Origin of the sequence: Streptomyces lincolnensis, assembly GCF_001685355.1 — a bacterium.
Taxonomy (GTDB): Bacteria; Actinomycetota; Actinomycetes; order Streptomycetales; family Streptomycetaceae; genus Streptomyces; species Streptomyces lincolnensis.
Genome location: NZ_CP016438.1, coordinates 595,968 through 610,034 on the forward strand (window position 1 = coordinate 595,968; position 14,067 = coordinate 610,034).

General features: G+C 72.1%; 15 protein-coding genes. 8 read left to right on the forward strand and 7 right to left on the reverse strand.

All coding sequences use genetic code 11. From position 1 onward, the window contains the following. Positions 1–106: 106 nt before the first annotated feature. The 3 genes from SLINC_RS02745 to SLINC_RS02755 all read left to right on the forward strand — a co-directional run bounded on the left by SLINC_RS02745 (position 107) and on the right by SLINC_RS02755 (position 2,690). Positions 107–1,312, forward strand: coding sequence for an epoxide hydrolase family protein (locus SLINC_RS02745; protein WP_067426241.1), 1,206 nt, complete (start codon positions 107–109; stop codon positions 1,310–1,312). A 135-nt stretch (positions 1,313–1,447) separates the two neighbouring features. Continuing rightward, positions 1,448–2,086, forward strand: a complete 639-nt coding sequence (locus SLINC_RS02750) for a ClpP family protease (protein ID WP_067426243.1) — start codon at positions 1,448–1,450, stop codon at positions 2,084–2,086. Position 2,087: 1 nt separating this feature from the next. Beyond that, positions 2,088–2,690 (forward strand): ClpP family protease, encoded by a 603-nt coding sequence (locus SLINC_RS02755; RefSeq protein WP_067426245.1) that lies wholly within the window; start codon positions 2,088–2,090, stop codon positions 2,688–2,690. Positions 2,691–2,714: 24 nt separating this feature from the next. Here the strand turns inward: SLINC_RS02755 and SLINC_RS02760 are convergent, their stop codons facing one another. After that, entirely contained in the window at positions 2,715–3,164 is a 450-nt protein-coding gene (locus SLINC_RS02760; protein WP_067426247.1) for a helix-turn-helix domain-containing protein, read from the reverse strand. Positions 3,165–3,252: 88 nt separating this feature from the next. Here SLINC_RS02760 and SLINC_RS02765 point away from each other — a divergent pair, with 88 nt between their 5' ends. After that, the gene (locus SLINC_RS02765) at positions 3,253–4,026 is read left to right on the forward strand and encodes a class I SAM-dependent methyltransferase (RefSeq protein WP_067426249.1); all 774 of its coding nucleotides are present in this window, start codon (positions 3,253–3,255) and stop codon (positions 4,024–4,026) included. 223 nt (positions 4,027–4,249) lie between these two features. Then, positions 4,250–5,140, forward strand: coding sequence for an RNA polymerase sigma factor SigF (locus SLINC_RS02770; protein WP_067426250.1), 891 nt, complete (start codon positions 4,250–4,252; stop codon positions 5,138–5,140). Positions 5,141–5,185: 45 nt separating this feature from the next. Here SLINC_RS02770 and SLINC_RS02775 read toward each other — a convergent pair whose 3' ends face one another. Together SLINC_RS02775 and SLINC_RS02780 are read right to left on the reverse strand one after the other, a co-directional pair. Further along, on the reverse strand, positions 5,186–5,641 hold the full coding sequence (locus tag SLINC_RS02775) for an ATP-binding protein (protein ID WP_067426252.1): 456 nt from the start codon (positions 5,639–5,641) through the stop codon (positions 5,186–5,188). 97 nt (positions 5,642–5,738) lie between these two features. Then, the gene (locus SLINC_RS02780; RefSeq protein WP_182449138.1) at positions 5,739–7,013 is read right to left on the reverse strand and encodes a DUF6777 domain-containing protein; all 1,275 of its coding nucleotides are present in this window, start codon (positions 7,011–7,013) and stop codon (positions 5,739–5,741) included. 162 nt (positions 7,014–7,175) lie between these two features. Between SLINC_RS02780 and SLINC_RS02785 the strand changes: the two genes are divergently transcribed. Then, positions 7,176–8,453 (forward strand): streptophobe family protein, encoded by a 1,278-nt coding sequence (locus tag SLINC_RS02785; RefSeq protein ID WP_067426253.1) that lies wholly within the window; start codon positions 7,176–7,178, stop codon positions 8,451–8,453. Positions 8,454–8,497: 44 nt separating this feature from the next. Continuing rightward, positions 8,498–8,911, forward strand: a complete 414-nt coding sequence (locus SLINC_RS02790) for a nuclear transport factor 2 family protein (protein WP_067426255.1) — start codon at positions 8,498–8,500, stop codon at positions 8,909–8,911. A gap of 4 nt (positions 8,912–8,915) precedes the next feature. Here SLINC_RS02790 and SLINC_RS02795 read toward each other — a convergent pair whose 3' ends face one another. The 4 genes from SLINC_RS02795 to SLINC_RS02810 are packed head-to-tail and all read right to left on the reverse strand — an operon-like array spanning position 8,916 to position 13,291. Next, positions 8,916–9,893, reverse strand: coding sequence for a serine/threonine-protein kinase (locus SLINC_RS02795; RefSeq protein WP_067426257.1), 978 nt, complete (start codon positions 9,891–9,893; stop codon positions 8,916–8,918). Beyond that, the gene (locus tag SLINC_RS02800) at positions 9,883–10,476 is read right to left on the reverse strand and encodes a hypothetical protein (protein ID WP_067426259.1); all 594 of its coding nucleotides are present in this window, start codon (positions 10,474–10,476) and stop codon (positions 9,883–9,885) included. Before SLINC_RS02800 ends, SLINC_RS02795 begins: the two co-directional genes overlap by 11 nt. Before the next feature lie 8 nt (positions 10,477–10,484). Next, positions 10,485–12,824 carry an ABC transporter ATP-binding protein/permease gene (locus SLINC_RS02805; protein WP_067426261.1) on the reverse strand — a complete coding sequence of 780 codons (2,340 nt, stop codon included), beginning with the start codon at positions 12,822–12,824 and terminating at the stop codon, positions 10,485–10,487. 56 nt (positions 12,825–12,880) lie between these two features. Continuing rightward, entirely contained in the window at positions 12,881–13,291 is a 411-nt protein-coding gene (locus SLINC_RS02810; protein WP_067426262.1) for a hypothetical protein, read from the reverse strand. Between the two features lie 357 nt (positions 13,292–13,648). Here SLINC_RS02810 and SLINC_RS02815 point away from each other — a divergent pair, with 357 nt between their 5' ends. Continuing rightward, positions 13,649–14,035 carry a nuclear transport factor 2 family protein gene (locus SLINC_RS02815; RefSeq protein WP_067426263.1) on the forward strand — a complete coding sequence of 129 codons (387 nt, stop codon included), beginning with the start codon at positions 13,649–13,651 and terminating at the stop codon, positions 14,033–14,035. The last annotated feature ends 32 nt before the right edge of the window (positions 14,036–14,067 follow it).

The window sequence follows — 14,067 nt, forward strand, 5'->3', positions numbered from 1 at the left end:
GTTGAACGCTGTCATCTGTATCGACCGGGACTCGCCGCGAAACTCATCGCTCGCGCGGCGGTTAATCCGGGTGGCCTCTACACCGTTCGGAACTAGCATCCCGGTCATGACGTCTCCGTCCGCCGACAGCGGCCTTCATCCTTTCCGCATCGACATACCGCACAGCGATCTCGCCGACCTCCACGACCGTCTCGACCGCACCCGCTGGCCCGACGAACTGCCCGGGGTGGACTGGGCGTACGGCGTTCCGGCGGAGTATCTGCGCGAGCTGGTGCGGTACTGGCGGCACGAGTACGACTGGCGGGCGGCCGAGGCGCGGCTGAACGAGTGGCCGCAGTTCACGACCGAGATCGACGGCGCGCACGTGCACTTCGCGCACATCCGCTCCCCCGAGCCCGACGCCACCCCGCTGATCATCACGCACGGCTGGCCGGGCTCGATCGTCGAGTTCCTCGACATCGTCGGGCCGTTGACGGATCCCGCGGCGCACGGCGGCGACCGGGCCGACGCCTTCCATGTGGTGCTGCCGAGCATCCCCGGCTTCGGGTTCTCCGGGCCCACCCGGCAGACCGGCTGGGAGGCCCGCCGGATCGCCGACGCCTGGGCCGAGCTGATGACACGCCTGGGCTACGACCGGTTCGGCGCCCAGGGCGGCGACTGGGGCGCGGGCATCTCCCGCGAGCTGGGCCGCGTCCACCCCGGCCGGGCCATCGGCATCCACCTCAACCTGCTGCCCGGCGCACAGGCCGCCACCGAACCGACCCCGGAGGAACTTCAGCCGCTGAGCCCGAAGGAGCGCGAACGCACGCTCGCCTCGTGGCGCCGGTGGTCCGCGTGGTTCCGTGACGGGACGGGCTACGCCCAGCTCCAGGCCACCCGGCCGCAGACCCTGTCGTACGCGCTCACCGACTCCCCGGTCGGCCAACTCGCCTGGATCGTCGAGAAGTTCCAGGAGTGGACCGACTCCGACCGGCTGCCCGAGGAGGCCGTCGACCGGGACCGGATGCTCACCAACGTGATGCTGTACTGGCTCACGGGGACGGCGGGTTCCTCGGCCCGGATCTACTACGAGCGCGCCCACACCCGCGGTGACCGGATCGCCGCTCCGCACGAACCCTCGACCGCCCCGACCGCGGTGGCGTCCTTCCCCGGCGATCCGCAGATCCCGCTGCGCCACAAGGCGGAGCGGACCGAGAACATCGTGCGCTGGACCGAACTCGACCGCGGCGGCCACTTCGCGGCGATGGAGGAGCCGGACCTGCTGGTCGAGGACGTGCGCGCGTTCTTCCGGCAACTGCGCGAGAAGGGCTGAGCGGCCCCTGCCGGCACCCTGCCCGACCGCCGCTCTGCCCGTGGCGAATCTGCCACCGGCAGAGAACCGGTCTGCGGGCGTCGTCCGAGGTCAACAGTGGAGTCGACGGCATCACCCCTCCGACGAGGAGAACCCATGACTCCACTCACCCCGCTCCTGCCACGGGCCGAGGAGGGCGACACCCCTCCCGGCCGCTTCGACGACCAGCTGGCCGCCCAACTGCTCGGGCAGCGGATCGTGCTCCTCGGCACCCAGGTCGACGAGGTCTCCGCGAACCGGGTCTGCTCGCAACTGCTGATCCTGTCCGCGGAGGACCCGCGCACCGACATCAGCCTGTACATCAACAGCCCCGGCGGCTCGGTACACGCGGGCCTCGCGATCTACGACACGATGCGGCTGGTCCCCAACGACGTCTCGACGCTCGCCATGGGCTTCGCGGCCAGCATGGGCCAGTTCCTGCTGTGCGGCGGCACACCCGGCAAGCGGTACGCCCTGCCGAACGCGCGCATCATGATGCACCAGGGGTCGGCGGGCATCGGCGGCACCACCGCCGACATCGAGATCCAGGCGGAGAACCTGGAGCACACCAAGCGGACCATGGAACAGCTCATCGCCGAGAACACGGGCCAGAGCCCGGAGACGATCGCCCGGGACGGCGACCGCGACCGCTGGTTCACGGCCGAGGAGGCCAGGGAGTACGGCATGGTGGACCGGGTGCTGGAGTCGCTCGCCGACGTCCGCCCGGCCGCGTCGAAGCGACGGATGGGGCTGTGACATGGCGAACTACACGATTCCCTACGTCACCGAGCGGACCGCGCACGGCGAGCGGTCCTCCGACGTGTTCAGCAGGCTGCTCTCCGAACGGATCATCTTCCTCGGCACCGAGATCGACGACGGGGTGGCCAACGTCGTGATCGCGCAGCTGCTGCATCTGGAGTCCTCGGCTCCGGAGAGCGAGATCTCGGTTTACATCAACTCCCCCGGCGGCTCGTTCACTTCGCTGATGGCGATCTACGACACGATGTCCTACGTCAAGGCGCCGATCTCGACGTGCTGCGTCGGCCAGGCGGCCTCCACGGCGGCCGTCCTGCTGGCCGGCGGGAATCCCGGGCGGCGGTTCGTGCTGGAGCACGCGCGCGTCCTGCTCGGTCAGCCGGCCAGCGGCGGCAGCCGCGGCATGATCTCCGATCTCACCCTCCAGGCCAAGGAGATGGTGCGGATCCGCGGCCAGGTGGAGGAGGTCCTCGCCCGTCACACGCACCACGACATCGCGACGCTGCGCGCGGACATGGACCGCGACAAGGTGTTCACCGCCGAGGAGGCGGTGGCGTACGGACTCGCCGACGAGGTGCTCAGCCGGCGCCTCGCGATGGTCTGAGGCACCGGCCGGGCAGGGGCCGCGTCAGGCGACCAGGCAGAGTCCGTTGTACGGCGCCGTGGAGCGGCCGCGGCTCCTGTCGGCGCGGCGGCGGGTGAGCTCCCCCTGGGTCAGCGACAGCAGCTCGCCGAGTCCCAGGCCGAGGGCGTGGGCGGCGGCCGCGAGCACCTCCGAGGAGGCCTCCTTGCGGCCGCGCTCCACCTCCGACAGATACGGCATGGAGATCCGGGCCTCGTCGGCGACCTCCTTCAACGTGCGTTCCTGGGCGAGGCGTTCGCGCCGCAGGACGTCTCCCACCAGGTCCCGCCACAGGGGTTCCTTCGGCGCGTGCGGCTCGCCGGGAGCGGGGGCCGCAGGCCGCGGGCGGGGCGCGGTGGTGGCGGGGCGTTCGGACGCTGGGCGGGCGGTCCCCGGGCGGCCGGCGGGCGGGCGCAGGGGGATGACGCGGGCTTCGTTCGGCGCTTGGTTGCTCACCTCTTCAGACTAAATTCCCTGGACCACAGGGGAAGGGATCGGCATTCTGCCCTCGGTGGAATCACGATCGCGAAGGGGTGCCGGAACGATGCTGCGCGAGACGTTCGACGAGGTCGCGGAGTTGTACGACCGGGCCCGCCCCCGCTACCCCGACGCCCTGGTCCGGGACCTGGCACGGGTGGCCGGCCTCGGCCCGGACAGCCGGGTCCTGGAAGTGGCGCCCGGCACCGGTCAACTCACCGTCCCGCTGGCCGGTTTCGGCTGCCGGGTCACCGCCGTGGAACTGGGGCCCTCCATGGCGGCCGTGGCCCGGCGGCGGCTGCGGGAGTTTCCCCTGGTGGACGTGGAGGTCGCGGACTTCGAGCGGTGGCCGCTGCCGGGTGAGCCGTTCGACCTGGTCGTGTGCGCCACCGCGTTCCACTGGCTGGATCCGGTCGTGCGGGTGACGAAGACGGCGCAGGCGCTGCGCCCGGGCGGCCGGCTCGCCGTCGTCACCACGGACCATGTGGCGGGCGGTACCACCGAGTTCTTCCACCTCTCCCAGCCCTGTTACCGGCGCTGGGATCCGGCCACACCGCCCGGGTTGCTGCTGCGGGACCAGGCGGAGGTGGCCACGGACACGGGTGAGCTGGAGCGGGCCGAGGGCTTCCAGGACGTCGGCGTGACCAGGTACCTCCAGGACATCACCTACTCCGCCGACGAGTACATCGACGTACTGCACACGTATTCAGGCCATCGCGCCCTCGACGAGACCGCCCGGCACGGCCTGCTGGGCGACCTGCGCGAACTGATCGAGGGGCGGTTCGGGGGTACGGTGACCAAGCGCTACCTGCACGAACTGGTCGTCGCCACGCGCGGGTGAGACGACCAGCGATTTTGCGCCGCGCCGCCACCCGGCGGGCATGCGTCGTCACAGCCCGGGTACGCGCTGAGCAGGAGGGCCCGGGGGCAGCTCGCTGCTGGGTGGAGACGTGCATACGTCGCCGCCGTCCGGGTACTCGTAGTCCGCACACGTGACGCAGGACCGGAACAACAACCGAGGCCGAAGAGGCAGACGTCGAGCCGTGACTTTCGTGGGAGAGGTAATGGACACCGCCGTGATCCGGTCGGAGGCACAGGTCGTCGAAAAGACCGCCGGGACCAGGACGACGGGTGACGGGCCGCTGCCGGGAGTCGAGGATCCGAAGACCGTGGCCCCGAGGGACGCCCGTGAGCTGTCCCGTCAGTTCTTCCACCGTTTGGCCGCACTCGAAGAAGGCACGCACGAGTACCAGTACGCCCGCAACACGCTCATCGAGATGAACATGTCCCTCGTGCGGTTCGCGGCCGGCCGGTTCCGCGGCCGCGGCGACGACATGGAGGACATCGTCCAGACCGGGATGATCGGCCTGATCAAGGCCATCGACCGTTTCGAGCTGGCCCGTGAGGTGGAGTTCACCTCGTTCGCGCTGCCCTACATCGTCGGCGAGATCAAGCGGTTCTTCCGTGACACCACGTGGGCCGTGCATGTGCCGCGCCGGCTCCAGGAACTGCGCGTGGAGCTGGCCAAGGCCCGTGAGGAGCTCGCCAGCCGGCTGGACCGGGAGCCGACGGTCGCCGAACTCGCCACGCTGATGAACATCTCCGAGAACGAGGTGATCGAGGGGCAGATCGCCTCCAACGGCTACAACTCCTCGTCCCTGGACGCCGCGCTCACCGGTGACGGCCCCGAGGGCGGCGAGTCGGTTCTCGCCGACTTCATCGGTGTCGAGGAGGACGGGCTGCGGCTCGTGGAGGACTTCCAGTCCCTCGCCCCGCTCATGGCGGAGCTGAGCGACCGAGACCGGCAGATCATCCATATGCGGTTCGTGGAGGAGGCCACACAGGCGGAGATCGGTGAGCGGCTCGGCTGCTCGCAGATGCATGTGTCCCGGCTGATCAAGCGGATCATCACACGGTTGCGCGAGGGCATGCTGGGCGAGCTGGGCTGCGCCTGAGCCGACCGGGGGGTCACATGGACGGGAGCCGCCCGGAAGGGCGGCTCACCGGCCGTTCAGGCCCATGATGGCGCGGACACGCTTGCCGACCGGTACGCGCTCGACGGCGACCTCGGCGGCCAGCGCGTGGACGATCTCCAGTCCGTGCCGGCCGACCCGCCGGGGATCACGGGGGAAGCGCCGGGGCAGGGCGGCGCTGCTGTCGTAGACCACGACGGCCACGGCGAGGTCCGTGCCCTCCAGCTCCAGGATGTACGGCCCGTTGCTGTGCCGGTCGGCGTTGGTGACCAGTTCGCTGACCACCAGGAGCACCTCGTCCTGGGCACGGCGTCCCACGTCGGCGCACCACTCGGTCCTGAGCTGCTCCAGGAAGCCCGCGGCGAAGGCTCTCGCCTCGGCGATGCATCCCGGATCACCGGTGTAGTGTGCCGCCCGCCGCAGCGGTTCCACGGGCACGTCGAAACCAGTCGGTATCACTGCCCCGTCCAGGTGCTCGATCACGCGTTTCTCTCTCGGAAGCCGGACTGGCCGGACGCTGTTGCACCAGTGCTCGTACCCCGAGCCGCGCATCGCAGTCCCCGAGTCACCGTGACGGCCCTTACGTCGTCAGCGGCCCCGGGATTCCCGACGTGGACGCCGACTGCGTGGTTCCCGTTTCCGTGGTGTCCGATGCCAGCGGGGGCGACGGGGGTGACGAATCGGGCGAGTCCTGCTCCGTGGTCCCCGGATCGGAGCTCTCGGAGGAGGGCGTTTCCGGGCTGACCAGCGGTGCGGACGGGGCGGTGGACGTCGGCGGGCACGGGGAGGCCGATCCGTTGGGGGTCTCCGTGACGCCGGGCGTGAGACCCGGATCGGCGTCGGGGCTCGTGGAGACGCACGGCGAGGGAGAACTCGGCGTGGGGGACGTCGGCGGGGTGGGCGTGAGCACGCTCACCGACGGGGACGGGTGGTGCTTGGGCGGGTCGGTCTTGTGGTCCTTGCCCCCGGTGTCGCCGCGGTGCCGGCCGATCCAGTGGTCGCCGTCGGGGTCGTAGATGACGAAGATGTTGATGACCGTCGTCGAGGGTGCGACCACCACGACGTTCGCCGGGCGGTACGAGGACCAGGTGTCACCGGTGCGCCTCGGGGCGGCCTGCTGGGCGATGGGCGGGGTCAGCGGGTTGCCGCAGGCGCAGCGCACCCGGGGCACTCCGTGGCCGTCGACGAGGACCGCGGTCCCGGACTGGAGGACGGCCTGGTAGCTGGTGGCGGTCCCGTCGCGGTAGCCGTGGTTGGTGACGCGGGTGTCCATGCGCAGCTGCACGGGCGTGAGCGCGCGCAGGTGGGCGGGGACCTCGGACGGGGCGACGCCGGCGACCGAGGCGAACGCCCTGTTCTTCGCGGGGGCCGCTTGCAGGGCGCTGATCTGCTTCTCCACGTCGCAACTGGCAACCTTGCGGGTGCCGCCGTAGAGGCCGGGGGCGCCGCCGTCGACGCCGCGGACCGCGTTCGTGGGCGCTTCGGAGGTCGGGGAGGGCGAGATCGGCGGGGCGGAGTTGTCCGTCGCCGTGGACTCGGTGAACGGGTCGGGTCCCGACTTGCCGGCGGCCTGGAGGAAGACCTCGCCGCCCGAGCCGGCGCCCGAGCCTCCTCCGCCGTCGGAGCGGGTGAAGACGACCGCGAGGACCACGGCGGCCACCACGACCGTCGCCAGCACCGCGACCCGCGGCACGGACCGCCACCACGGGTGGTGGGGCTCGGGCGGGGGTGCGCCGCCGCCGCTGCTGCTCGGCGGCTGCGAGGGCGGGCCGCCCGGGGGCGGCTGGGAGGGGCCGGACAGGGGGCCCGAGGGCGGTCCTGTGGGGCGGCCGGAGGACGGAGATTCGGCGCTCACGAGGCCCTTCTTCCCGGCGCGGGAGCCCCGCACCTTTTACCGCATTTGGTCGCTTATGTCCACGACCCTCTCATTGTGTGCTCCGGCCCCGGTCCGCCCGCAAGCCGACGCGGACGGCCCTCCCGGCGGGCGCCCCGGCCCCGGGCTGCTTAGCGTGGCAGGGTGAGTGCCCGAACCCCCTTTGAGCAGGCAGTCGTCGCCCGCCACGGCTGGCTCCAGGCCGTGGCCACCGTGCTGGGCGCGGTGATCGTCATGGGGGCGGTCGCCGCGCTGGGACTGTGGGCGGCGGGCGCGGCGGACCTGCCGGACAACGCCTTTCCCCGGGTCGTCGCCGCGACCGTCGTCACCGCCGTCGGCGGCACGGTCGAGCTGGCGGGGGACGTCGGAGGGCTGGCCGACACCCAGGGCGGACTCACGGTGATCCCGCTCTCCGTGACGCTCACGGGGGCGCTGGCACTCGCCGCGGGCTTCCTGCGCCCGCTGCGGCACCGGGCCGTCGCCGGCGCCTCGGAGCTGGCGGGCTGGGCCGCCCGGATCCTCGTGCTCTGGCTGCTCGCGCTCCTCGGCCTGGCCTACGCGGCCCGCAAGATGTTCACGCTCTCCGTCGGGGACGCCGCAGTCGGCGACATCACGGACCTGTTCGGGGTCACGCCGAGGGTGGGCTTCACCACCGACGTGCCCTCCACCCTCCTCTTCGGCCTGCTCTGGGCCGCCGGGGTACTGGTGCTCGCGCTGCTGGTGTCGCGCGGGGCCCCACTGCCGGCCGGACTGCTGCGCTTCCAGGCATCGGTGCGCCCCGCCGCGTACGCCATGGTCGTCCTGCTGCTCACCTGGGTCGTCCTCGGGACGCTCGTCGCACTGGTCGTCGCAGCGACCCGCGGCCACGCCGCCGAGACCCTCGCCGTGGTCCTGCTCGGCATGCCGAACCTCGTCTGGCTCACGCTCACCGTCGGTCTCGGGGCCACCTGGAACGGCCGGGTGGAGGGCCCCTTCGGGCTGCCCATGCCGCATGTGCTGGACCAGGTGCTGCGTTCCTCGGACACCGCCGCGCTCGATCTGAGCAGCCTCGCCGAGTACGACGGCCGCGTGTGGTGGCTCGTGGTCGTCACCGCGCTCCTGCTGCTCATGGCCGCGTTCGTGATGGCGGCCCGCTCGCCCGCCCGGGTGCGCGCCTGGCAGCACTCCCTGCACATGGCCGTGGCCCTCGCTCTCACGGTGCTCATGATCTGCCTGGTCGGCCGCATCTCCGCCCGCTACGGCCTGTCGGTGCTCGGCATCGGCGACCTGGGCGGCCTCGGCGGGCAGCTGTCCCTCAAGCCCGAGCTGTGGACCGCGGTGGGCCTGGCCGTGCTGTGGGGGCTGGTCACCGGCTTCCTCGGGGCGCTGCTGGCGCGTCCGGTGCGACGACGGGGCATGGCCGGAAACGGCTGGAAACGGTGACCTCGATCATGGGAGGGTGCGTCCCGTCGAGGAAGGGGCAGCACATGGCGTTGGCACTCGAAGACCGGCTGGCCGTCACGGAGTTGATCGCACTGCACGGACACCTGGTGGACGGCGGCGAGCTGGACCGCCAGGCCGAGATCTTCACCCCGGACGTCGTCTACGACATGTCCGATCTCGGCCAGGGCGAGATCACCGGGATCGACTCACTCACCGCGGCGGCCCTCGCCCTCGGGGCCGCGAACCCCGTCGCCCACCACGTGACCAACGTGGTCGTCGAGGAGGTGGCCGAGGACCGGGTGCGGGCCCGCTCCAAGGGGCTGGGCGTCATGGCGGACGGTTCGTGCGGCTCGGTGACGTACGAGGACACCCTGGTGCGGACCGCCGACGGCTGGCGTATCCGGCACCGCAGGATGCTGGCCCGGCGGGTGCCGCTGGGCGGCCTCGGCCAGGGCTGAGGGCTCAGCGCCCGCGGAAGACCGGCTCGGCCCACCGGGGCGGCGGTTTCGGCCGCTCCTCGCCCGCCGCCACGACGCCCAGGGCTACCGCGGTGGCCGGGTGGCCGCCCGCCGGGGCGCCGCGCAGGGCGGCGACGAAGGCGAGGCAGGAGTCGAACCGGTCCTCGGGGCTCTTGGCCAGGGCCCTCGCGAAGACCGGGTCGAGGTGCGCGGCGAGGCCGGGGCGGGAATCCGACAGGGGCGGCGGCTCGTCGTACTGGTGGGCCCACAGCAGGGCCATGTCGTCGTCGCGCCGGAACGGCGGGCGGCCCGCGAGGGTCTCGTAGACGACGCAGGCGAAGCCGTAGACGTCGCAGCGGCCGTCGACCGGGCGGCCGGAGATCTGCTCGGGGGCCACGTAGTCGAGGGTGCCGACGAACTGGCCGACCGTCGTGAAGCCGGTCAGGGACAGGGACTTCTTCGTCAGGCCGAAGTCGGTGAGGTAGACGTGCTCGGGGTGGTCGCTGTCGGTGCCGCGGGCCACCAGGATGTTGCCGGGCTTGACGTCCCGGTGGACCAGGCCGTGCTCGTGGGCGGCGTCCAGCGCGGAACCCACCTGTGCGGCGATCCGGACCGCGGTCGCCAGCGGCAGGGGTCCGTCGCGGTCCAGGAGGTGGCGCAGGTCCCTGCCGGGGACGTAGCGCATCGCGATGTACAGGACGCCGTCCGTCTCGCCCGCCTCGAAGACCGGCACGATGTTGGGGTGGTCGATCGCGGCGGCCACATGGGACTCGTGGGTGAAGCGGCGGCGGAAGGTGTCGTTGCGGGCGAGTTCGGGGGCGAGCAGCTTGAGCGCGACGGTCCGGTCCAGCCTCAGGTCCCGGGCCCGGTAGACGACGGCCATGCCGCCCCGGCCGATCTCCCGCTCGATGCGGTAGCCGGCGATCTGCTGCCCGACCAGTTCGGAGGGGCGGCCCGAGAACAGGCTCGCCTCATGCGCCATCGGGCGTCACGACCTGGGTCGGGGCATGGCCGCCGGGGGCGGCGGGAGCCGGTGCGGCGGTGCGCGGGCCGTCGTCCCGGCCGGGGGCCGCGGTGGCGCGGGGCGCCTCGTCCGTGGCGTAGGTGCTCAGCCGGGTGCCGTCCGCGTACACCCAGCGGGCCTGGTCCGTGTCGTAGAGCCACATGGACTCCCCGTCCACGACGACACCGATGCGCAGTCCCCGGGTCCGGCCCTGGAAGGCCTCGCCCTCCAGGGTGCCGGACGTGCGTTCCTCGACCGCGGCCCGGTAGCGGGCCAGGGTCTGTTCGGCGCGGGCGAGCAGCGGGCGGGGGTCGGCGGTGGGGGTGAGGGGGCCGCCGGGCAGCGGCGGGTCCTGGGGGACGGCGAGCAGGTGGCGGCCGTCGACCCAGGCGGACCAGCCGTTGGCGCACAGGACGCGGGCCCACTCGCCGAGCCGCTCGACGATCTGGACCGGCAGCAGGGCGTCGAGGGGCACGGTGGGACGGGCCGGGTCGGGCGCCTCCCAGGCGGGCATGCCGTGCTGGGGGACGACGTGGGTGGGCCGGAAGCCGGGGGTCGTCATCGCGGGCCCTACTTCCGCATCACGGCGGGCTCGTGGCGGCGCAGCAGTCGGATGACGACGTAGCCGAAGGCCGCCGAGAGTACGGCCAGCATGGCGATGTTCAGCAGCCACACCCCGGCCGAGTGCTGGAAGGCGGGATCGGCGGTCAGCTCGCCGGGGACGATCCGGGCCAGGCCGATGGTGCCCGCCATCGCGCCGAGCGCCCACCGCGACGGCACCAGCCAGGACAGCTGCTCCAGCCCCGGCACGCCGTCGAGTTTCAGCAGGGCTCCGCAGAACACCACCTGGACGATGGCGAGCAGCACCAGCAGCGGCATCGTCACCTCCTCCTTGCGCACCAGCGCGGAGACCAGCAGGCCGAGCATCATCGCCGTGAAGGCCAGCAGGGCCACGGCGACCGTGATCTCGACAAGGGGCGGCATCAACACGCCCTCGCCGCCGGGCGCGTTGAGGTCGACACCGAGGAGCGCGACCAGGGTGAGCACCACGGCCTGCACCACGGTGATCGTGCCGAGGACCACGACCTTGGACATCAGGTACGCCGATCTGGACAGCCCCACGGCCCGTTCGCGCCGGTAGATCACCCGTTCCTTGACCAGTTCGCGGACGGCGTTGGCCGCGCCGGTGAGGACTCCGCCGACGCACAGGATGAGCAGCGCGTTCATCGCCGTCTCCTGGGTCAGCCTGCTGCCGGCCAGGGCACGGGCCATGGCGCCCATGACGAACGGCAGCGCGATCATGATGGCGAGGAAGGTGCGGTCGGCGCTGAGTGCGGCCGCGTACCGCCGGACCAGCGTGCCGAGCTGGGCACCGCGGCTGCGGGGCCGGGCGGGCGGCGTGATGACCACGGGGCCCTCGCGCGGCCGCCGGGGCTGGGCGGTCGCGTCCAGGACGTACCGGCGCCGCGCGGGCGAGGTGCGGAACTCCCCCGCCCAGTCCCGGTCGCGGTCGCGTTCGAAGGCCTCGAAGGCCTCCGGCCACTCGGTGAAGCCGAAGTAGGCCAGCGCGTCCTCGGGCGGCCCGTAGTAGGCGATCCGCCCGCCGGGCGCGAGGACGAGGAGCCGGTCGCAGACGTCGAGGCTCAGGACGCTGTGGGTGACGACGATGACCGTGCGGCCGTCGTCGGCGAGGCCGCGCAGCATGTGCATCACCGAGCGGTCCATGCCGGGGTCCAGACCGGAGGTCGGCTCGTCGAGGAAGAGCAGGGACGGCTTGGTCAGCAGCTCCAGGGCGACGCTGACCCGCTTGCGCTGTCCGCCCGACAGGCTGTGCACGGGCTGCCCGGCGCGCTCCTCCAGGCCGAGTTCACCGATCACCTCGTCGACCCTGGCGCGGCGCTCGGCCCGGGCGGTGTCCTGCGGGAAGCGAAGTTCGGCGGCGTAGGACAGGGCGCTGCGGACGGTCAGCTGGGCGTGCAGGATGTCGTCCTGCGGGACCAGGCCGATGCGCTGGCGCAGCTCGGCGTAGTCGCGGTAGAGGTCACGGCCGTCGTAGAGGACCGTGCCGTGGTCGGCGGGGCGCTGGCCGGTGAGGGCGTTCAGGAGCGTGGACTTGCCGGCGCCGCTCGGGCCGACGACCGCGAGCAGACACTTCTCCCCGACCGGGAACGACACATCGTCGAGCAGAATCCTGCGCCCGTGGTCGACGGCGACCGTGAGGTCCTGCACGTCGAGGGAGACCTCGCCGGTGTCGACGTACTCCTGCAACTGGTCGCCGACCAGGCTGAACGCCGAGTGGCCGATGCCGACGATGTCACCGGGGCCGACCGGGGCGCGGGTGACGGACAGACCGTTGAGGAAGGTGCCGTTGTGGCTGCCGAGGTCGACGATCTCGTACGTCCCGTCGGGCAGCGCGCGCAGTTCCGCGTGCCGGCGGGAGACCACCAGGTCGTCGATGACCAGGTCGTTGTCGTCGGCGCGGCCGATGCGCACGGTCCGGGAGGGCAGCGGGCGTACGGTCGTGGGCTGCCGGAAGGTGCCGGTCAGGCCGGGCATCGAGACCGCCGAGGGGCGCTCCGGGACCGGGGGCGGAAGGTTCGCCAGGACGGCGCACGGGCCGTCGGCGGGGCTGCCGAAGCGGATCACGCTGCCGGGTCCGACGTCCCACGCGTGGACGCGGCGGCCGTCGGCATAGGTGCCGTTGGTGCTGTCCTCGTCCTCGAGCGTCCAGTGGTCGGCCTCGGGTCGCAGCACCGCGTGGTGCCACGAGACCCGGGCATCGTCGATGACGATGTCGCTCAACGGGTCGCGCCCGACATGGTAGTCATGGCCCGGGCTCATCACCGTGGAGCCGGAATCGGTCTCCAGGACGAGCTCGGGCGCCGTCGGTGCGACCGGCCGCTCCGCCATGCCAGAATTCTACCGATTAGTCCACAAGTGCGCCTGGTGCGGAGCTGCCGGACCGGTCAGGCGACGGGGGTGAACAGGGCCGAGGCCATGCGCTGCATGCGCAGGGCGTCCACGGACTCGGCCAGCAGCTCGTACTCGGTGGTGTCGTCGCAGGCGGCGATCCGCACTAGCCGCCCGGCGGCCAACTCGTCGGCGACCAGCCCCTGTTGGGCTATGTCGGCACACCACACGCGCAGTACGGCGGGCACGTCGAGCACGGTGTCGGCCACCGGCACGAGCGCGCCGGCCGGGAAGTGCGGAGCCTCGGGCAGGGGGTCCAGCCGGTCGGCGATCCAGGAGGCCCGGTCGCGCAGCCACCACAGGGCGAGGGCGAGGGTCGGGGCGCGGTACGTTCCGAGGGGGACACCGATGCGCCGGCCGCCGCAGGTGCCGTACCCCGTGACGTGGCATAAGAACTCGTCGTGCACGATCCACTCCCCCGTTGCTCCGCCGGCCTTCTCGGCCGGGTCTCGCTCTCGGTGCGGCTCGTCTGCTGTGCGCGCGGCTCATGCGCTGTCCGTGACGGGTCCTTCGCCGACTGTGAAGGCCCTAGCAGACGAGTATGTTCACTACCGAAACACTGTCACCACATCTTTCCGGCCAGTCTCCTGGCACATTCACCCCCAGGCTTGGCCGAAAAATGGCGAGAGCATGCCACCGCCGTCATTACCTGGGGGGTAATCGACCACCCCGGGCATCGCGGGCATGGTTGCGGTACCGGGTCGCCGACAGTGCGGATCCGGGCTCCGACCAGCAGTTGTGTCCTCGATGGAGGTTGATCGCCCATGCCCGCGAACACCGATCGTTACGACAGTGCCGTCGCCCGCTACTTCGAGGCGTGGAACGCCCGCGAGCCCCAGGCGCGGGCCAAGGCGGTCGCCGCGGCCTGGACCGCAAACGGCAGCTACACCGACCCGCTGGCCGACGTCACCGGCCACGACGGGCTCGCCGCCGTGATCGCCGCCGCTCACGAACAGTTCCCGGGCTTCGCCTTCCGGCTCGCCGGCCGGGTCGACGGCCACCATGACACGGCCCGCTTCTCCTGGGAACTGGTGAACGAAACCGACGGTTCGGCACCGGTGGCCGGCTCCGACGTGATCACGCTGGACACGGACGGCCGGATCGTGACCGTGGTCGGCTTCCTGGACCGGGTCCCGGCCGGGGCCGTCTGAGCAGGCCGGCCGGGCGATGAGTTCTGCCGCTC